The sequence below is a fragment of the Flavisphingopyxis soli genome, assembly GCF_007995095.1.
GTDB classification, from domain to species: Bacteria; Pseudomonadota; Alphaproteobacteria; order Sphingomonadales; family Sphingomonadaceae; genus Flavisphingopyxis; species Flavisphingopyxis soli.
In genome coordinates this window covers 542,093-560,095 of record NZ_VOPY01000001.1, presented here as the reverse complement: position 1 = coordinate 560,095, position 18,003 = coordinate 542,093, and the positions used below count along the sequence as shown (strand labels likewise).

20 protein-coding genes are annotated in these 18,003 nt (G+C 66.8%); 10 read left to right on the top strand and 10 right to left on the bottom strand.

Annotation, left to right across the window (positions count from 1 at the left end):
- Window positions 1-102: 102 nt before the first annotated feature.
- Window positions 103-588 carry a winged helix-turn-helix transcriptional regulator gene (locus FSZ31_RS02760; protein WP_147121513.1) on the bottom strand — a complete coding sequence of 162 codons (486 nt, stop codon included), beginning with the start codon at window positions 586-588 and terminating at the stop codon, window positions 103-105.
- A 135-nt stretch (window positions 589-723) separates the two neighbouring features.
- Here FSZ31_RS02760 and FSZ31_RS02755 point away from each other — a divergent pair, with 135 nt between their 5' ends.
- The 6 genes from FSZ31_RS02755 (at window position 724) to FSZ31_RS02730 (ending at window position 6,340) form a co-directional block, all read left to right on the top strand.
- Window positions 724-1,035, top strand: a complete 312-nt coding sequence (locus FSZ31_RS02755; protein WP_147121512.1) for a CC_3452 family protein — start codon at window positions 724-726, stop codon at window positions 1,033-1,035.
- Window positions 1,036-1,171: 136 nt separating this feature from the next.
- Window positions 1,172-2,947, top strand: coding sequence for a DNA helicase RecQ (gene recQ, locus FSZ31_RS02750; protein ID WP_147121511.1), 1,776 nt, complete (start codon window positions 1,172-1,174; stop codon window positions 2,945-2,947).
- Window positions 2,948-3,009: 62 nt separating this feature from the next.
- A complete protein-coding gene (locus tag FSZ31_RS02745) occupies window positions 3,010-3,441 on the top strand; it encodes a TIGR01244 family sulfur transferase (protein WP_147121510.1) in 432 nt (143 codons plus the stop codon).
- 12 nt (window positions 3,442-3,453) lie between these two features.
- On the top strand, window positions 3,454-3,852 hold the full coding sequence (locus FSZ31_RS02740) for a hypothetical protein (RefSeq protein ID WP_147121509.1): 399 nt from the start codon (window positions 3,454-3,456) through the stop codon (window positions 3,850-3,852).
- Complete coding sequence (locus FSZ31_RS02735; protein WP_147121508.1) at window positions 3,849-4,751, top strand: sterol desaturase family protein; 903 nt, start codon at window positions 3,849-3,851, stop codon at window positions 4,749-4,751. Before FSZ31_RS02740 ends, FSZ31_RS02735 begins: the two co-directional genes overlap by 4 nt.
- Window positions 4,748-6,340 carry a GMC family oxidoreductase gene (locus FSZ31_RS02730; protein ID WP_147121507.1) on the top strand — a complete coding sequence of 531 codons (1,593 nt, stop codon included), beginning with the start codon at window positions 4,748-4,750 and terminating at the stop codon, window positions 6,338-6,340. Before FSZ31_RS02735 ends, FSZ31_RS02730 begins: the two co-directional genes overlap by 4 nt.
- On the opposite strand, the gene FSZ31_RS02725 is transcribed toward FSZ31_RS02730, so the two are convergent.
- The 8 genes from FSZ31_RS02725 to FSZ31_RS02690 all read right to left on the bottom strand — a co-directional run bounded on the left by FSZ31_RS02725 (window position 6,337) and on the right by FSZ31_RS02690 (window position 12,041).
- Window positions 6,337-7,638, bottom strand: a complete 1,302-nt coding sequence (locus FSZ31_RS02725) for an ammonium transporter (RefSeq protein WP_147121506.1) — start codon at window positions 7,636-7,638, stop codon at window positions 6,337-6,339. The two genes, FSZ31_RS02730 and FSZ31_RS02725, sit on opposite strands and share 4 nt — an antisense overlap.
- An 88-nt stretch (window positions 7,639-7,726) precedes the next feature.
- A complete protein-coding gene (locus FSZ31_RS02720; protein ID WP_147121505.1) occupies window positions 7,727-8,464 on the bottom strand; it encodes an endonuclease/exonuclease/phosphatase family protein in 738 nt (245 codons plus the stop codon).
- Window positions 8,461-8,694 (bottom strand): putative signal transducing protein, encoded by a 234-nt coding sequence (locus FSZ31_RS02715; protein ID WP_147121504.1) that lies wholly within the window; start codon window positions 8,692-8,694, stop codon window positions 8,461-8,463. The genes FSZ31_RS02720 and FSZ31_RS02715 overlap by 4 nt, the downstream gene beginning before the upstream one ends.
- Before the next feature lie 10 nt (window positions 8,695-8,704).
- Complete coding sequence (locus tag FSZ31_RS02710) at window positions 8,705-9,268, bottom strand: pyridoxamine 5'-phosphate oxidase family protein (protein ID WP_147121503.1); 564 nt, start codon at window positions 9,266-9,268, stop codon at window positions 8,705-8,707.
- Window positions 9,269-9,280: 12 nt separating this feature from the next.
- The gene (locus tag FSZ31_RS02705) at window positions 9,281-9,808 is read right to left on the bottom strand and encodes a CPBP family glutamic-type intramembrane protease (protein WP_147121502.1); all 528 of its coding nucleotides are present in this window, start codon (window positions 9,806-9,808) and stop codon (window positions 9,281-9,283) included.
- Window positions 9,805-10,347, bottom strand: a complete 543-nt coding sequence (locus tag FSZ31_RS02700; RefSeq protein ID WP_147121501.1) for a DUF924 family protein — start codon at window positions 10,345-10,347, stop codon at window positions 9,805-9,807. The genes FSZ31_RS02705 and FSZ31_RS02700 overlap by 4 nt, the downstream gene beginning before the upstream one ends.
- On the bottom strand, window positions 10,344-11,774 hold the full coding sequence (gene tldD, locus FSZ31_RS02695) for a metalloprotease TldD (protein ID WP_147121500.1): 1,431 nt from the start codon (window positions 11,772-11,774) through the stop codon (window positions 10,344-10,346). Before tldD ends, FSZ31_RS02700 begins: the two co-directional genes overlap by 4 nt.
- Before the next feature lie 18 nt (window positions 11,775-11,792).
- Window positions 11,793-12,041, bottom strand: coding sequence for a zinc-finger domain-containing protein (locus tag FSZ31_RS02690; protein WP_147121499.1), 249 nt, complete (start codon window positions 12,039-12,041; stop codon window positions 11,793-11,795).
- Between the two features lie 97 nt (window positions 12,042-12,138).
- On the opposite strand from FSZ31_RS02690, the gene FSZ31_RS02685 reads away from it, so the two are divergent.
- The 3 genes from FSZ31_RS02685 (at window position 12,139) to FSZ31_RS02675 (ending at window position 15,492) form a co-directional block, all read left to right on the top strand.
- The gene (locus tag FSZ31_RS02685) at window positions 12,139-13,125 is read left to right on the top strand and encodes an ABC transporter ATP-binding protein (protein WP_147121498.1); all 987 of its coding nucleotides are present in this window, start codon (window positions 12,139-12,141) and stop codon (window positions 13,123-13,125) included.
- A 128-nt stretch (window positions 13,126-13,253) separates the two neighbouring features.
- On the top strand, window positions 13,254-14,855 hold the full coding sequence (nadB, locus tag FSZ31_RS02680) for an L-aspartate oxidase (protein WP_147121497.1): 1,602 nt from the start codon (window positions 13,254-13,256) through the stop codon (window positions 14,853-14,855).
- Window positions 14,845-15,492 (top strand): phosphatase PAP2 family protein, encoded by a 648-nt coding sequence (locus FSZ31_RS02675; RefSeq protein ID WP_147121496.1) that lies wholly within the window; start codon window positions 14,845-14,847, stop codon window positions 15,490-15,492. The genes nadB and FSZ31_RS02675 overlap by 11 nt, the downstream gene beginning before the upstream one ends.
- Here FSZ31_RS02675 and FSZ31_RS02670 read toward each other — a convergent pair.
- Window positions 15,461-16,693, bottom strand: coding sequence for a cation:proton antiporter (locus FSZ31_RS02670; RefSeq protein ID WP_236643630.1), 1,233 nt, complete (start codon window positions 16,691-16,693; stop codon window positions 15,461-15,463). The genes FSZ31_RS02675 and FSZ31_RS02670 overlap by 32 nt on opposite strands.
- A gap of 165 nt (window positions 16,694-16,858) precedes the next feature.
- On the opposite strand from FSZ31_RS02670, the gene FSZ31_RS02665 reads away from it, so the two are divergent.
- On the top strand, window positions 16,859-17,977 hold the full coding sequence (locus FSZ31_RS02665; RefSeq protein WP_147121495.1) for a serine hydrolase: 1,119 nt from the start codon (window positions 16,859-16,861) through the stop codon (window positions 17,975-17,977).
- Window positions 17,978-18,003: the final 26 nt, after the last annotated feature.

The window sequence follows — 18,003 nt, the reverse complement described above, 5'->3', positions numbered from 1 at the left end:
CGGCATGGGGGCTGTCGCTCGCGCTGCTCGTCGTGCCCGATGCCTGATCGGGGGGAAGGAAGCGGCGCAGCAGCGATTGCACGGTGACGAGGACGCGCGTGCTCAAGCCTCCTCCTCGCGGTGGCCGCCGAGTTCGGTCAGCTCGCCGGTCCGTTTCCAGCGCAGCTCCTCGAGCCGCAACGCGCGCCCGTCATGCGCGTGCAGCGCGACGGGGCGGATCGGCAGCTCGTCGCGATCGTCGACCAGCGTCGGCGAGGATTCGATCCTGCCCCAGGTTTCGCCCCATTGCCGCAGCGCGACCATCGCGGGGAGCAGGCTGGCGCCCTTTTCGGTCAGCGCATAAACGACCTTGCGGCGATCGGTGGGCAAAGCGGTGCGTTCGAGGATGCCGTGATCGACGAGCCGGGCGAGGCGACCGGCGAGGATATTGCGCGCGATCCCGAGCTCGGCCTGGAATTCCTCGAAATGGTGGAGCCCGTTGAACGCCGCGCGCAGGATCATGAACGACCAGCGCTCGCCCATCGCCTCGAGAGCCGAGGCAAGGCCGCAATTGTCGTAATCGCCCAGATTTTCACGCAGCTTGCCCATATAATTTCCAGTTCTAGCGCAACTTCACGCGATGATGGCAACAATTTTCGCGCGACGCAAAAAACAGTTGCACATCGCAACTAATAATATAAGTAGTGATTCGCAACCTACATCTATGACAGTAAGGAATTCCCCATGCGCACCCTCACCGCCTTCACCGCCGCGCTTTCACTCGCCGCCATGACGTTCGCCGTCCCCGCCACCGCAAGCGGCGGCGCATACTACCAGGCCAGCCTCGCCAGCCCGGCGGCCAAGGCGAAGCTCGTCGCCAAGGGCTTGCTCTGGAATTGCGACGACACCGCGTGCGCCGCGAGCCAGAAAAGCCCGTCGCGCGATGCCATCGTCTGTTCGGCGCTGGCCAAGCAGGTCGGCCCGCTGACGGGCTTTGCGGTCGCCGGCAAGGCGTTCGACGCCGCCGCGCTCGAAAGCTGCAACGCGGGCAAGTAACGCAGCCTCACCCCTCGTGCCGGTCCCCCTCTCCGCCGTGCACCTCCTGCGCCGTCCCCGTCGACCGGGGGCGGCGCCGTCTTTTGATCGCCAGCGCCCTTGCCGCGGGCGGCCCACGCGCTTAGCCACGCAGGCGATGACCCCCGAACTCACCGCAACGTTGAAAACCGTCTTCGGCCATGCCGCGCTGCGTGGTTCGCAGGAGCCCGTGCTCGACCGCGTCATGGCGGGCGAGAACACGCTCGCAGTGATGCCGACCGGCGCGGGCAAGTCGCTGTGCTACCAGTTGCCCGCAGTCGCGATCGCGGGGACGGTTATCGTCATCTCGCCGCTGATCGCGCTGATGCACGACCAGCTGCGCGGCGCCGAGGCAGTCGGCATTCGCGCCGCGACGCTGACCAGCGCCGACAATAACCGCGCCGAGACGGTCGAACGCTTTCGCGCCGGCGCGCTCGACCTGCTCTATGTCGCCCCCGAACGTGCGACGATGGCGGGCTTTACCGACCTGCTCAGCGCCACGCCGATTGCGCTGTTCGCGATCGACGAGGCACATTGCGTATCCGAATGGGGCCATGATTTCCGCCCCGATTACCGCGGCCTGCGCCCGCTGCTCGACCGCTTCGGCGACGTTCCCCGGCTCGCGCTGACCGCCACCGCCGACACGCGCACGCGCGCCGACATCGCGCACCAGCTCGGCATTCCCGACGACGGCATCATCGTCGCCGGCTTCGACCGGCCCAATATCCGCTATGCGATAGCCCCGCGCGACGGCCTCGCCCGCCAGCTCGGCGCGCTGGTTGCCGAACAGTCGGGCGCGGGGATCGTCTATGCGCCGACGCGCGCGGCAACCGAACGAATCGCCGCCCGCCTCGCCAAGCTGCCCGCGATGAAGGGGCGCGAGGCGCGCGCCTATCATGCCGGGCTACCGCCCGAGGTCCGCGCGAAGAACCAGGCCGATTTCGTCGCTAGCGAAGACATGGTGATGGTCGCGACGATCGCCTTCGGCATGGGCATCGACAAGCCCGACGTGCGCTTCGTCGCGCATGCCGGCCTGCCCAAGTCGATCGAAGCCTATTACCAGGAGACCGGCCGCGCGGGGCGCGACGGCGATCCGGCGCTGGCGCAGATGTTCTGGGGCGCCGAGGATTTCTCGCTCGCGCGCCAGCGGCTCGCCGAAGTGCCCGAGGAGCGCCGCGCGGGCGAGCGTGAGCGACTCAATGCGCTGGCCGGGGTGGTCGAGACGACCGCCTGTCGCCGCGCCGCCGTGCTGCGCCATTTCGACGAGGACCCGCCAGCAAAGTGCGGCAATTGCGACAATTGCATCGACCCGCCCAAGGGAATCGACGCGACGGTGATCGCGCGCAAGCTGCTCTCTGCGGTCTATCGCACCGGCCAGAGCTTCGGCATCGGCCATGTCGAGGCGGTGCTCGCGGGCAAGACCAACGACAAGGTCACCGCGCGCGGCCATGACAGCCTGTCGGTGTTCGGCATTGCCGAGCCCGACGAACTGAAACTCCTGCGCCCCGCAATGCGCGCGCTGACCGCGCGCGACGCGCTGCGCCAGACCGAACATGGCGGGATGATGCTCGGCCCCGCCGCGCGGCCGATATTGCGCGGCGAGGAAGACGTGACGGTGATCGAGCCGCCGGCCAAGCGATCGGGACGGCGCGATCGCGCGGGATCGCCCAACCCGGTCGGCGATCCGCTGTTCGAGGCGCTGCGCGACCTGCGCAAAGCCCTCGCGCAAGAACGCGGCGTGCCGCCCTATGTCGTCTTCCACGACAGCGTGCTGCGCGACATGACGGGCCTCAGGCCATCGAGCATTGCCGAACTCGGCGCGCTGCCCGGCATCGGCGCGGCCAAGCTCGACGCTTATGGCGAGGCATTCCTGCGCGTCATCGCCGACACTTGATCGCTCCGTCGCGCTGGACTTGAGCGGGGCGCAATTCCATAAAGGGCCAAAGGAACCGCAACATGATCCGCAAAATCGACGATAACTTTTACGCCAGTCCGCAGATCGGCCCCGAAGAGGTCGCCGAGGCGGCACGCCTTGGCATCGGGACGATCATCAACAACCGTCCCGACGGTGAGGATCCGGGCGCGCCGCAGGGCGCCGAGATCGAGGCCGCGGCCAAGGCGGCGGGGCTCGATTATGTCGCGATCCCGGTGACGCAGGCGGGATTTTCGCATCCCCAGATCGACCGCCTCGCCGAAGTCCTGGCGCAGGCCGACGCGCCCGTGCTCGGCTATTGCCGGTCGGGGACGCGATCGACCTTCCTGTGGACGCTGGCACAGGCCAAGGCGGGCCGGTCGCCCGACGATCTGGCGACATGTGCCGCAGAGGGTGGCTATGACATCACCCCGATCCGCGCGATGGCCGATGCGCTTGCCGCCGGCGGGGACTGACCGGACCGCGCGATGAACCTGCTGCAGATCATCGGATCGCTGGTCGCGGTTCTCGCGGTGATCGCCGCGGTCAAGCTGCTCGGCCTCGGCCGCGCGCAACTCGCTGGGCCAAGCGAAGCCTGCGAAAACGCCGAAGCGATGGTCCACGGCTTTACCGCGACCGACGCGATCGTCTGTGGTGAGGGCAATGGCGCGCTGGTCGCGGGCGACAAGGGCGATTTCGTCGTCCTGAAACGGCTCGGCAGTTATTATGCCGCGCGCAAGCTGCTGCCGCCGATCAGTACCGCCGAGCGCGACGACACTGTCCTCCATATCGAGAGCGGCGACCGCTATTTCGGGCGCGTCAACCTGACCTTTCCCGACGCGGCGAGCCGCACCGCGTGGCAGCAGCGGCTCGAGCACAGCGCATGAGCGAGCTACCCAATCCGGTCGATTTCGCGGTCCCCGCCTTCGTTGCGCTGATGCTCGTCGAGATCTGGCTGGTCCGGCGGCGCAAGCAGACCCGCGCCTATTCGCCCGGCGACACCGCGACATCGCTGTTCCTCGGCCTTGGCAGCACGGTTGCCGGGGTGCTGTCGGCGGGGCTGGTCTATGCGCTGGCGACCTGGGTCCACACTTTCGCGCTGTTCGACATCGGGCTGGATTTGCGCAGCTGGTGGTGGGCGTGGATCCTCTGCTTCGTGATCGACGATCTGGCCTACTACGTCTTCCACCGCTCGGCGCACCGCGTCCGCTGGTTCTGGGCGAGCCACGTCATCCACCATTCGAGCCAGCATTATAATCTGTCGACCGCACTCCGGCAGACGTGGACGGGCTTTCTCAGCATCGCCTTCATCTTTCGCCTGCCGCTGTTCCTGATCGGCTTTCCGCCCGCGATGGTGTTCTTCGTCGCCGGGCTCAACCTGATCTACCAGTTCTGGATCCATACCGAGGCGATCGACCGGCTGCCGCGCTGGTTCGAGGCGGTCATGAACACGCCGAGCCACCACCGCGTCCACCATGCGACCAACGCGCGCTATCTCGACCGCAATTATGCCGGGGTGTTCATCGTCTGGGACCGGATGTTCGGCACATTCGAACCCGAGACCGAAGCCGAGACGATCCGCTATGGCCTCGTCAACAATATCGGCAGCTTCAACGTCCTCTGGGCGGCGGTTCACGAGTGGGTCGGCATTGTTCGCGACGTGTGGCGCGCGCCGTGGCGGCACAAGCTCAATTACGTCATCCGCGAACCGGGCTGGAGCCACGACGGCTCGCGGGACACAAGCGACACCATCCGGGCCGCGTGGCTTGAAAAGGGGAAACAATGACCGACCAGTTCGACGTAATCGTGATCGGCGGGGGCAGCGCGGGGAGCGCGGTCGCGGCGCGGCTCAGCGAAGACCCCAAACTCCGCATATGCCTGCTCGAAGCAGGCGGCGACAATGACGACTGGCGGGTCAAGACGCCCGGCATGATGCCCTTCATCCCCGACGCATCGAACTATCGATACGAGACGGCGCCGCAGCCGGGCCTCAATGGCCGCACCGGATACCAGCCGCGTGGGCGCGGGCTCGGCGGGTCGAGCGCGATCAACGCAATGGTCTATATCCGCGGCAACGCGTGGGACTATGACAACTGGGCCGCATTGGGCTGCACCGGCTGGGCGTATGACGACGTCCTGCCGTGGTTCAAGGCGTCCGAAGGCAACGAGCGCGGCGGCGATCAATATCACGGCGGCGACGGCCCGCTCACCGTCAGCGACCAGCACTGGACCAATCCCGGCAGCCGCGCCTTCGTCGCGTCGGCGAGCGAGCTCCAATTGAAGACCACCGACGATTTCAACGGTGCCGATCAACGCGGATTCGGCATGTACCAGGTGACGCAGAAGGGCGGCGAACGCTGGTCGGCGGCGCGTGCCTATTTGGACCCCGCGCGCGGACGCGCCAATCTCGACAACCGCACCGGCGTGCTGGTCGAAAAAATCCTGGTCGAGGACGGCCGCGCAGTTGGTGTCGCGATCCGGCGCGGCAAGACGCGTGAGACGATCCGCGCAAGCGGTGCGGTCGTGTTGAGCGCAGGCGCGTTCAACAGCCCGCAGATCCTGATGTGTTCGGGGATCGGCCCGGGCGCGCAGCTGGCGCGCCACGGCATCGCGGTCGTCGCCGATCGCGGCGAAGTCGGCGCGAACCTGCACGATCATATCGATTACGTCGCGGGCTTTGCGACGCAGAGCCACGACTTCATGGGCCAGTCGCTCGCCGGGACGATCAAGGTCGTCAAGGCGATCTGGGAGCATCGCCGCCACCGCACGGGGACGATGACGACGCCCTATGCCGAGGCGGGCGGATTCTGGTCGGTGATGCCCGATGCCCCCGCGCCCGACGTGCAGTTTCACTTCGTCCCCGCGCTGCTCGAGGATCATGGCCGCGAGAAGGTCAAGGGCCACGGCTATTCGTGCCACGCCTGCGTCCTGCGCCCGGCGAGCCGCGGGACGGTCTCGCTCGCCAGCGGCGATGCCGCCGACGCCCCCGTGATCGATCCCGCCTTCCTGACCGACGACACCGACATCGCGGTTTTGCGCGAAGGCGTGCGCCTGATGTACAGGATCTTCGATGCCCCGCCGCTGTCGGGCTATGCCGGGGTCGATCGCCATCCGGTCAACATCGCCGACGACGCCGCGCTCGACGCGATGATCCGCAGCCGCGCCGACACCGTCTACCATCCCGTCGGGACGTGCCGCATGGGCAGCGATGCCGCCAGCGTCGTCGATCCGCGGCTCAAGCTGCGCGGGGTCGACGGGCTCTACGTCGCCGATGCCTCGATCATGCCGCAGATCGTGTCGGGCAACACCAACGCGCCGTCGATCATGATCGGCGAGCGCTGCGCTGCGTTCGTCAGAAGCGATCTCAGCGCCTAATAATTATACGCCCGCTCGCCATGTTCGCCGAGATCGAGGCCCTGGCGCTCGATATCGGGATCGACGCGCAGGCGCGTGAAGGGGCGGATCACGGTGAGCGCAATCCATGTGCCGATGCTCGCCCAGACGATCGTCGTGGCGACCGCCAGCAGCTGCTTGCCGAGCTGCGCCCAGAGGGCATAATCGGCCGCGCCGGGGCCGCCGAGCGCAGGCAGCATCGTGAACGCCGTGCCGAGCGCACCGACGATCCCGCCAAGCCCGTGAATACCGAAGGCATCGAGCGCATCGTCATAGCCGAGCCGGTTCTTGAACGCGGTGACCGCGAAGAAGCACGCGACCGAGGCGAGGCTACCGAGCAGGATCACTCCGAACGGCCCGGCATTGCCCGCCGCCGGGGTGACCGCGACGAGCCCCGCGATTATTCCCGAACAGAAGCCGAGCGCCGAGGGCTTGCGCCCGCCGACCCGCTCGACCAGCAGCCAGGCGATCGCCGCCGCGGCGCCCGCGACGAAGGTGTTGATCATCGCCAGCGCGGCCGAACCGTTGGCTTCGAGCGCGCTGCCCGCGTTGAAGCCGAACCAGCCGACCCACAACAGCCCGGTGCCGATGCCGGTCATGACGAGCGAGTGCGGCGCCATCACGTCCTTGCGAAAGCCGAGCCGCGGCCCGAGGACGAGGCAGGCGACGAGCGCCGACACGCCGGCGTTGATGTGGACGACGGTGCCGCCGGCGAAATCGAGCGCGCCCATTGCATAGAACAAGCCCCCCTCGGCCCACACCATGTGCGCGATCGGCAGGTAGACGATCGTCAGCCAGACGAGCCCGAAGAGCATCACTGCGGAAAACTTCATCCGCTCGACGGTCGAACCCAGGACGAGCGCGAGCGTGATCGCGGCAAAGGTCATCTGGAAGGCGATGAAGACATATTCGGGGATGACGACGCCGTCGCTGAAGGTCGCGACGGTCGATTTGGGGGTAACGCCGGCAAGGAACGCCTTGCCCAGTCCGGCGATGAACGGTGCCGCGCCTTCGAACGGCGCGCCGAGCGCGGGGCCGAAGGCGAGCGAATAGCCCCACATGACCCAGACGAGCATCGCGAGGCAGGCGGCCGAGCCGACCTGCGTCATCGTCGAGAGCATGTTCTTGGTCCGCGTCAGCCCGCCATAGAACAGCGCGAGACCGGGCAGGATCATCATCAGGACGAGGACCGTCGCGGTCATCATCCAGGCGGTATCGCCCTTGTCGGCGATCGGCAGCGCGGTCGTCGCCGCGGCAGCAAGGGTGGCGGTGAGCGTCATGCCACAGCGCTTTGCAATCGGCGTGCCATGTGATGCGGCGCAGCAAAGCGTCGACAGCCGCAAACCGGCCGACGTCGGTGCCTATATTTTAGGCAGGATCCTTGCGGCGAGCGGCGGGATTGGGCAGCCAGCCCTCGGCGGCAATGTCGGCCCAGATCGGCAGGTGGTCGGAGGCGCGCGTGGCGAGCGGGCTGTGGTGGACACCGCCATTGTTCATCGTCACGCCGCTGCTCAAGATGATCCGGTCGAGCTCGGCGACGGGCCGGCGGCTGTGAAAGCTGCGCCCGGTCGCGACGAGTTCGTAACCCGTGCCGATTTCGCGCAACGACCCGCCGCTGCGAGTCCATTCGTTCATGTCGCCCATCAGGACGGTCGGCAGCGTCTCTTCGCAGCCGTCGACCTGGTCGAGCAGCGCGCGGACTTGTCGCCGGCGCCACAGGCCGCTGAGGTCGAGGTGCATGCCGATAACGCGCAACCGCTTGCCCGCGCCGAAATCGATTTCGGCCATCACCGCGCCGCGCGGTTCGAGCGTCGGCAGGTCGAGCGGCCGGGCGTTTTCGATCCGGGCGTCCTCGCGGACGAGGATCGCGTTGCCGTGCCAGCCGATCGACGCGGCGCGGCCGCCGAGCTCGACCGAGCGATAGCCCATGCGCGCGATCTGTTCGGGCGGCAGCGCGCTGGGCCGCGCGCCGAAGCGGCGATCGGCCTCCTGCAGCGCGATGACGTCGGCATCGACTTCGGCGATCACGTCGAGCACGCGGCCCGGAACGCGGCGGCGGTCGGTGCCGATGCACTTGCGGATATTGTAGCTCGCGACGCGGATCATGCTGCGGCCTCGGGAGGGTCGAGCAGGCCGGTATCGACCAGGATTGCGCGCGCGTCGGCGAGGTCGTCGGGAATGACCATGACGCGCACCGGGATCAGCAGCCCTGCCCCGTCGGCGATGTTCATCCCGCCGTCGAAACAGAACGCCATGATGCCTTCTGACGCCAGCCGGGTGCGGACGATCTCCGCCTCCATGCCGTTGGGGAAGCGCGCGACTTCGACCAAACTCATGTGAGCGTCCTCATCGTCCGGGCGGCCCGAAATAGCGCTTGGTCGGCGTCGTCGGCAGGCCGTCGATGCTCCTGGTGAGCTTTTGAACCTTGGTGACCCATGCGTCGGGATCCTTTTGCGCGTGATATTTGGTCAGCGTCGCGCGGTCGCGCTTCAATTCCATCAGCGGCACGCCCCAGCCGCAGCTCGTCTGGACGCTGCCGACCTCGACATCGAAGATCTGGCGCGTGCCGGGCAGCATCTCGAAATGTGTCGCCAGCGCATCCCAGCCGTCGTCCTGCGGCAGCACGGGGGTGCCGGTGCCATAGATGCGCAGGATATTCGCAGGGTTGTGAAAATTGCAGAACATGATCGTGATACGTCCATCGGCAACGAGGTGGGCGTGGGTTTCGTTCCCCGAACCGCCAAGATCGAGCCAGGCGACGTGCGACGGGGAGAGGATACGGAAGGTGTCGAGCCCCTTGGGGCTGAGGTTGATCCGCGCGTCCTCGGCCGCGGTTGCGACGAAGAACACCGGCTGGTCGGCGATGAACGCGCTGTGCGCCTCGGTGAGCGTATCGGTGAAATCGGACATAATGCGCTCCCTTCAGAACGGGCCGGCGAAGAGCAGCTTCCACGCCGCCACGATCAGCCAGTGACCCAGTATAGCGGGCCACAGCGAACCGGTCACGATCCGCACATGCGTCAGGCCGATGGCAAGGACAAGGACGGCAGCGAGATAGGCGGGGGCGAGGAACAGCGCCGACCATGGCGGGCCGAAGGCGACCGCCTGGAGCGGGTGCCAGAGAACAAACAATGCGATCGACAGCCACATGCCGATCCGCATCGAGACGATGCCGGGCACGGGCATCAGCAGGCCGCGAAAGACGAACTCCTCGACCAATGCGGGCAGGATCAGCGCGATCGCGGCGATGCGCAGCCACTCGGCGCCAAAGGGCAGCGGCGCCCAGTGCGCAAAGCCGCCGATCATCGCGATGGCGAGGACGATCGCAGCGGTCGCGGCGAGCACGGGTGCAGCCTGCAGCCATTGGCGCGCATTTGGCCAGCGGCGCAGCGCGGCCCAGCTTCGTGCGAACGGATTGGCGAGTTCGAGACGCGGCTTGGCGGTGCTCACCAGTGCGCGCCCGCGGCGATCGCGGCGATTTCTTCGGGCGTGCTGTCGCGACCGAGGACCGCGTTGCGATGCGGGAAGCGGCCGAAGCGTTCGATCGTTTCGTAATGCTTGCGCGCGTAGTCGGTAATCTGGGGATCGCCGAGCCCCGAGAACAGCGCCAGGCTGCGCTGCTGGTCGCCGATATCTTCGCTATGCATCAACGGCATATAGAGGAACTGGCGTTCGTAAAGCGACAGCCCCTGCTCCCATCCCGCCTCGACCGCTGCCGTCGCGATGGCGCGCGCGAGCGGGTCGGTCGCAAAGGCGCGGGGATCGTCGCGGAACATGTTGCGCGGCACCTGGTCGAACAGCAGGACTGCGGCGCGCGCGGTTTCGGGATCGTTGAGGAAATCGACCACCGGATGGCTCCGCTGTGCCTCCCACAGGCCGCCGAAGCGTGCGCCAATCTCGGCATCGACGCCGTCATTGCCCGCGAACCAGTATTGGCGGTCGAGTTCATCGAACCAATAGGTCAGCAGCGTGGCAGGCCAGTCGCTCAAGCCGCCGTCCCGCCGACGGTCAACGCGCTGACCAGCAGCGTTGGTTGACCGACGCCTGCGGGGACCGATTGGCCGCCCTTGCCGCAAATGCCGACGCCCTCGTCCAAGGCGCTGTCGTTGCCGATGCCGGTGACCTTGGTCAGCACGGTCGGGCCATCGCCAATCAGCGTCGCGCCCTTGATCGGATCGCCCAGTTTGCCGTTCTCGATCTTGTACGCCTCGGTGCACGAGAAGACGAACTTGCCCGAGACGATGTCGACCTGGCCGCCGCCGAAGCTTTTCGCAAAAATGCCCTTCTTGACGCGGCGCAAAAGCTCGGCGGGATCGTCATTGCCCGATTTCATGAAGGTGTTGGTCATTCGCGGCATCGGCGCGTGCGCGTAATCCTGCCGCCGGCCATTGCCCGTCGGGGCGACGCCCATCAGCCGCGCATTGAGCCGGTCCTGCATGTATCCCTTGAGGATGCCGTCCTCGATCAGCGTCGTTTCCTGGGTCGGCGTGCCTTCGTCGTCGATGCTGAGCGAGCCGCGCCGGTCGGCCAGGCTGCCGTCGTCGACGATGGTGATGCCTGGCGCACCGACGCGTTCGCCGATACGGCCCGAAAAGGCGCTCGTGCCCTTGCGGTTGAAATCGCCCTCGAGACCGTGGCCGATCGCTTCGTGGAGCAGCACGCCGGGCCAGCCGGGGCCGAGCAACACGGTCATCTCGCCCGCCGGGGCAGCGACGCTGCGCAGATTGACCGTCGCCTGGGCAAGCGCCTCGTCGATCGCGCGGTTCCATGTCGCGGGTTCGAACAGGCGGTCGTAGAGATAGCGGCCGCCGATCCCGAAGGCGCCCATTTCGCGGCGGCCGTTCTCTTCGACGACGATGCCGACGTTGAGCCGGACGAGCGGGCGGACGTCGGTCGCGATGAAGCCGTCGGGGCGGACGATCTCGACGACGCTCCACGATCCCGACAGGCTGACGCTGACCTGCGCGACGCGCGGATCCCGCGCGCGCGCGGCGGCGTCGACTTCCTGGCACAGTGCCACCTTCCTCGCGAAGGGGACGAGGTCGAGCGGATTGCCGTCGGTATAGAGGTGGCGGTTGGTCCGCGCCGGTGCGGGCGCGGGGCCGACCTTTGACGGGTCGAGCAAAGCGAGCGTCTCTGCGGCGCGGCGGATACCCGCTTCGGAAATGTCGTTGGCGTGGGCGAAACCCGTCATCTCGCCCGAGACGCCGCGCAGGCCGAAGCCCGAATCGGTCGAATAGTCTGCGGTTTTCAGCCGGCCGTCGTCGAATCCGAAGCTCTCGCTCGCGCTATACTGGAGGTAGAGCTCGCCGTCGTCGCTCGCCTTCAAGGCCTCGCGGACGAGCCGCTGGGCGCCGTCGGGGTCGAGTTGGCCGGGGCGATAGAGAAAGCTGCGCGGGTCTGAAATATCGGTCATGCAACCGATATAGGGCCTTCAGAGGCTGGCGCCAGACGCGATGTCGGGCAGTTGCGACTGATCGGCACCATCGGCGGGTCCGCCGGCGAGGATGAAGCGGCGGTCGCAATAGCCGCAATCGACATAGCCTTTTTCGTCGATCTCGAGATAAACGCGCGGGTGGCCGAGCGCGGCGCCACCGGGCAACAGCCCAGCCTTGCCAAGCGGTACGCCATCGCAGGCGACGCGGCGGTGATCGACGGTGAGGGTTTCGGGAGGCGGGATCATGGCTGCGCCATTAGCAGCGCATATAAAGGCGTGCAATCGCGATGCGCGGGTGCAGTGCCCCTTTGCGCGGCGGCGAATTGATCGCTAATCGAACCTCATGACCGCCACCGCCCCCCTCGCCGCCAATCGTCCCGCCCAACCCGCGAGCGGCCAGCCGCCGGCGATCGCGATCCGCGAGCTGTCGAAGACGTATTCTGGCGGGAAACGCGCGCTCGATAATGTCACGCTCGACATCCCGCGCGGCAGCGTGTTCGGCCTGCTCGGCCCCAATGGCGCGGGCAAGTCGACGCTGATCAACATCCTCGCCGGGATGGTCAAGAAAACCAGCGGCAGCGCCGAAATCTGGGGCTTCGACATCGACCGCGACCCGCGCAACGCCAAAAGATCGATCGGCATCGTCCCGCAGGAGATCATGTTCGATCCGTTCTTCACCCCGCGCGAAACGCTCGAGAACCAGGCGGGATTTTACGGCGTGCCCAAGGACCAGCGGATCACCGAGGAACTGCTTCGCGCGGTGCGCCTCGAAGACAAGGCCGAAGCCTATGCGCGGACGCTGTCGGGGGGCATGAAGCGCCGTTTGATGGTGGCCAAGGCCATGGTCCATTCGCCGCCGATCATCGTCCTCGATGAGCCGACCGCGGGCGTCGATATCGAGCTACGGCAACAGCTTTGGGATTATGTCCGCAGTCTCAATGCCGAGGGCGTGACCGTCGTGCTGACGACGCACTATCTCGAGGAAGCCGAGGAACTGTGCGACCGCATCGCGATCATCAACCACGGCAAGCTGATCGCCGACAAGCCGACTCGCGAGCTCGTCGCGATGGGGCGCGAGAAGACCGTCGTCGTGACGCTTGGCCAGGATGTCGATGCGCTGCCGCAGGGGCGCAGCTTCGAAAAGGTCGAGGCGATCGGCGAACGCCAGATCGCGATCACCTTCGACATGGACAAGGCAACCGCGGGCGAGGTGATTACCGCGGTCCAGGCGGGGCATTACGACATCGTCGATGTGGTGACGCGCGAGGCCGACCTCGAGGACGTGTTCTTGAAGCTGACGCGCGAGAACAACGCGGACGCGGCGGCGTGAGCATGAGAATCTCGGCAGCCCTTACCCCTCCCCTTCAGGGGAGGGGTCGGGGGTGGGGGAGTGCCCAGGGCGCCGTACTTGGGGGACGCCCCCACCCCAACCCCTCCCCTGAAGGGGAGGGGCTTTAGATGCACGATGTCATCGTTATCGGATCGGGTGCCGCGGGGCTGACCGCGGCGATCACGCTCGCCGAGAGGTTCAAGGTACTGGTCATCGTCAAGGGCGCGATCGACGGGGGATCGACGACCTGGGCGCAGGGCGGGATCGCCGCGGTGCTCGACGCCGGCGACACATTCGAAAGCCATATCGCCGACACGATGGATGCGGGCGCGGGATTGAACGACATCGCCACGGTCAAGTTCGTTATCGAGAACGCGCCAAAGGCGATCGAGCGGCTCGCCGAGATGGGCGTGCCGTTCAACCGCGAAGAGGGAGACGACGCGGCCGACATGACGCTCGGCGAAAACTGGCACCTGACGCGCGAGGGCGGACACAGCCACCGCCGCATCGTCCATGTCGACGACGCCACGGGGCGATCGGTCCAGACCGCGCTCGAAAAGGCCGCCGCCGCCAACCCCAATATCACCGTGCGCGCCGACATGGTCGGGATCGACCTGATCACCGGGCGTCACGGCGTCGAATATTCAGGCGCGGGGCGCGTCTGGGGCGTCTATGCACTCGACAAATCGACCGGCAAGGTCGCCGCGCTGACCGCGCGCGCGACGGTGCTGGCAACCGGCGGCGCGGGGCGCGTCTACCAGTTTTCGACCGCACCGCGCGGTGCGACGGGCGACGGCATCGCGATGGCATGGCGCGCCGGCTGCCGCGTTTCAAACATGGAAATGATGCAGTTCCACCCGACCTGCCTGTATAACCTTGAGGTCAAGAATTTCCTGATCACCGAGGCGGTGCGCGGCGAAGGCGGGCTGCTCAAGCACCCCGTCACCGGCCACCGGTTCATGCCCGATTACGACGATCGCGCCGAGCTGGCCCCGCGCGATATCGTCGCACGCGCGATCGACGACCAGATCAAGCGTTTCGGCCTCGACTACGTCCATCTCGACATCAGCCACAAGCCCGCCGAGTTCGTCATCCACCACTTCCCGACGATCCACGAGAAACTGCTCGGGCTCGGCATCGACATGACCAAGGGGCCAATCCCGGTGGTACCCGCGCAGCATTACACCTGCGGCGGGGTGATCGTCGATCTCGACGGCAAGACCGACCTGCCCGGCCTGTACGCGGCGGGCGAGGTGACCGAGAGCGGCCTCCACGGCGCCAACCGGCTCGCGTCGAATTCGCTGCTCGAATGCTTCGTCTTCGGCGAGGCGGTCGCCAACCATATCCGTGCGCACTGGGATGATCTGTCCGCGCCGCCGCCGGTCAAGCCGTGGGACGAAAGCCGGGTTACCGACAGCGACGAAGAGGTCGTGATCAAGCAGAACTGGACCGAGATCCGCCGCTTCATGTGGAACTATGTCGGCATCGTGCGCACCACCAAGCGGCTCAATCGCGCGCTCAACCGGATCGAATTGCTACGCCACGAGATCGCCGATTTCTATGGCTCGTTTCGCGTCACGCAGGACCTCATCGAACTGCGCAACCTGCTCGCCACCGCCGAACTGATCGTGCGGTCTGCGCTCAAACGCCACGAGAGCCGCGGGCTGCATTATACGCTCGATTATCCCGAAACGCTGCCGATCGCCGAGGATACGGTGCTTGTTCCCTGACACGCTGCGCCTGCGCAACGCGCTGATTGCGGGCGGCATCGCCTGCCTGATCGCGAGCGCGCTGCTGATCCTTGCCTTCGATCCGGGCATCGAGCGCTGGCTCGAACCGCGCGTGCCGCTGCGCGCGGCGCTGGTCGACTGGCAGCACTATCTCGACTGGGCGACATTGAAGCCGGTCAGCGCGGTGGTCGGCCCCGTCGTGCTGCTCGGCGGCTGGCTGGCACTGCGGCGCGGCTGGGTCGCGACGCGTTTCGTCATGGCATGGGGCGCGCTGATGGCGACGACGCAGTACAGTATCGACCTGGTCAAATGGGTCGCGGGGCGCGAACGCCCGGTCCGCTGGTTGCCCGAAGGCGACGCCGCATCGCCGTGGCTGGTGCCCGGCCAGTACAGTTTCCCGAGCGGGCACACCGGCTATTACTGGGCGCTGGCGCTGGGTATCGCGCTGCGCTGGCCGCGTTTCGCGGTGCCCGCCTTGGCGGTCGCGGTCTACGTCACCGAGCAGCGCGTGCTCGTCCTCGCGCATCATGGCAGCGACGTGCTCGCCAGCATCGGCATCGCGCTGCTGTGGGCGGCGGCGCTGCTGCCGTGGCTGCGCGAACGCCCTAGTGCAGCGTCTTTTCCGCGTCCTCGCTGAGATCGCCCTTTTCGATCAGGCCCAGGCGCCGCATCAGCGGCTTCATCGTCAGCCCCTGGATGAATATCGAGAAGGCCACGACGGCAAAGGCGACGGTGATGATCTCGCCGCGCTCGGGGATGCTCGCGGGGAGCGCCAGCGCCAAGGCAAGCGCGAGCGCGCCCTTGAGCCCGCCCCAGGTCAGGACGTGCTTGTACTTCCACGGGATCGCGAAACGCGTGCCGAGGAAGATCGAGGCGACGGGATAGATCGCGATGGCGCGCGCGATCAGGCTGAGCGCGGTCGCCACCGCCGCAGCGCCGAGCACGGGCAGGAACGCCTGGCTCGCCTCGCGCCCGCCGATCAGGATGAAGATCAGCGAATTGACGAGGAACGCGGCATATTCCCAGAAATTGACCACCGCCGGACGGCCATCGTCCGAAATCGAACCCATGAAACCGTAATTGCCGACGATGATCCCCGCGGTCAGCGCGGCGAGCACGCCCGACATGTGGAAATGTTCGGCGAGACCGAAACTGCCATAAGCGATCAGCACCGTCAGCGTCGTTTCGACGAGCCGGTCCGAGGTCCGCCCGGCGATCAGGATCAGCGGCAGCGCGACGATCGCGCCCGCCGCGATGCCGCCGACGATTGTCACGAGCAGCTTGGTCGAGATCTCCGCGACGCCGAGATCCCCGCCGGCGGCGATGACGACGAGCACGGCAAAGCCGACCGCCGCGACGCCATCGTTGAGCAGGCTTTCCGATTCGACGAGCAGGTGGAGGCGCGGCGGCACGCGCACGCTCTTGAAAAGCGCGATGACGCTGACCGGATCGGTCGCCGCGATGAGTACACCGAACAGGGCCGCGCCGATCCAGCTCCAGCCGATGATAAAATGCATCCCCGCCGCGACCGTCGCCGCCGCAAGGACGACGCCGAGCGTCACCAATGCGAGCAGCAGCGGCAGTTCCCGGCGCAGCGGCTTCCACGGGATCTGGATCGCCGCCTCGAACACCAACGGCGGCAGGAATATCTGGAAGATGAGTTCGGGGGTCAGCGGCAGCGCGAGGCCGATCGGCAGCAGCGCGAGCGCAATGCCCGCCGACACCAGTCCGACCGAATAGGGCATGCCGATCCGCCGTGTCAGCATCGCGACGAGCGAAGCGACGAACATCAGCAGGCCGAGCGTGAAGAAATCGAACTGTTCCATCGAATCGGTCATGGCGCAGCCGGGCTTCGCGCTCAACCCGTCGTCGTTCGGTGTCGGTTAATCGTGCCTGTGGCACACAGGCGGTTGAATTCGACGGCAAAAAGGATTTCGAAGGGTTTTTGGGCGATAGTAAGGACGAGCGACCAGCCGAGCCGGAGTCGCGAGCGGGAACATGACATGAGTATTTTGCGCATCATTCGCGCCACGACTTTCCTGGCCCTGGCAGGCGGCGGACTTGCCGCGTGCGTCGCTCCCTCGCAGAGCGCACCGGCGCAGCGCCCGGTCGCGGTCACCTACCGACCGATAGCGGCACCGGCACCTTCGGTAGAACGCCAGTTCGCCGCGGTCGCCGATCCCGGTTTCAACCGCCCGCCCGCCGCGCTGACCGAGCGCATCGACCAGCTGTGGGCGAGCTTTCCCGGCAAGACCGGCATCGCGGTCCGCCGGATCGACGGCGACTGGAGCTACGCCAAGCGCGGCGACGAATATTTCCCGCAGCAAAGCGTGTCGAAACTGTGGGTGACGATGACCGTGCTCGACGCGATCGACAACGGCCGCCTGTCGCTTTCGACGCCGGTCGATATCGGCCCTGAAAACCTCACCGTGTTCCACCAGCCGATCGCCGCGCGTGTCGCGCGCGAAGGCGTCGTCCGCGAAACCGTCGGTAGCCTGATCGAACAGGCAATCACGCACAGCGACAATACCGCCAACGATTCGCTCCTGCGCACCGCGGGCGGACCAGATGTGGTGCGCGGCTTTATCGCCAAGAACGGTCTTGGCCCGATCCGCTTTGGCCCGGGCGAACGCCTGCTCCAGGCCGGGATTGCCGGGATGAACTGGAGCCAGGCGTACAGCAAGGATCGCACCTTCTATGTCGAGCGCGCCAAGGTGCCCGAATTCATTCGCAAGAAGGCGCTCGAATCCTATGTCGCCGACCCGGTCGACGGCGCCCAGCCCTCGGCGGTCGTCGCCGCGCTCGCCAAGCTGGCGCGCGGCGAACTGCTCAGCGCGCAATCGACCAAGCTGCTGACCGAGACTTTGTCGCGCACGCATTCTGGCCCGCAACGACTGAAAGGTGGCGTCCCCGCTGGCTGGCAGATCGGCCACAAGACGGGCACCGGGCAGGAATTCGGCGGCACATCGACGGGATATAACGATATCGGCATCCTCACCGCGCCCGACGGCACGCGCTATGCGATCGCGGTGATGCTCGCCGAAACGACCGCGAGCATCCCCGAACGGATGCGCCTGATGCAGAACGTCGTGCGCGCGGTGGTCGACACGCACGGACGCTGATCGAGGCTGGCGCGGCGCGATGATTT